This window comes from Streptomyces hazeniae (assembly GCF_031845485.1).
Lineage (GTDB): Bacteria > Actinomycetota > Actinomycetes > Streptomycetales > Streptomycetaceae > Streptomyces > Streptomyces hazeniae.
Map to the genome: position 1 here is coordinate 1 of NZ_JAVREQ010000150.1, position 468 is coordinate 468.

General features: G+C 68.2%; 1 protein-coding gene. It reads left to right on the forward strand.

Features of this window, described 5'->3' with window-relative positions; genetic code table 11:
* Positions 1-468: APC family permease (locus RM572_RS29055; RefSeq protein WP_311676345.1), on the forward strand; the 468-nt coding region annotated here is incomplete at both ends.

Sequence of the window (468 nt, forward strand, 5' to 3'; positions counted from 1 at the left end):
GGCATGGTGTCCTACACCGTCCTGCGCGATGCGCCCGACGGTCATGCCCACCTCGCCACGGCGTTCGACGCCAACGGTGTGCACTGGGCGGCAAAAGTGATCTCCGTCGGCGCGCTGGCAGGGCTCACCACGGTGGTGATCGTGCTGATGCTGGGACAGACCCGGGTGCTCTTTGCGAGGTCGCGTGATGGTCTGCTGCCTCGGCGGCTGGCCGTCTCCGGCAGCCACGGCACGCCGGTCCGGATCACCCTGATCGTCGGGGTACTGGTGGCGATCGCCGCTTCTGTGTTCCCGATGGGCCGGCTCGAAGAGATGGTCAACATCGGCACGTTGTTCGCCTTCGTGCTGGTTTCGGCCGGGGTGATCGTGCTACGCCGGACGCGGCCGGACCTGCCGCGCGGTTTCCGGGTGCCGTGGGTGCCGGTACTGCCGATCGCCGCGATCCTGGCGTGCCTGTGGTTGATGCTC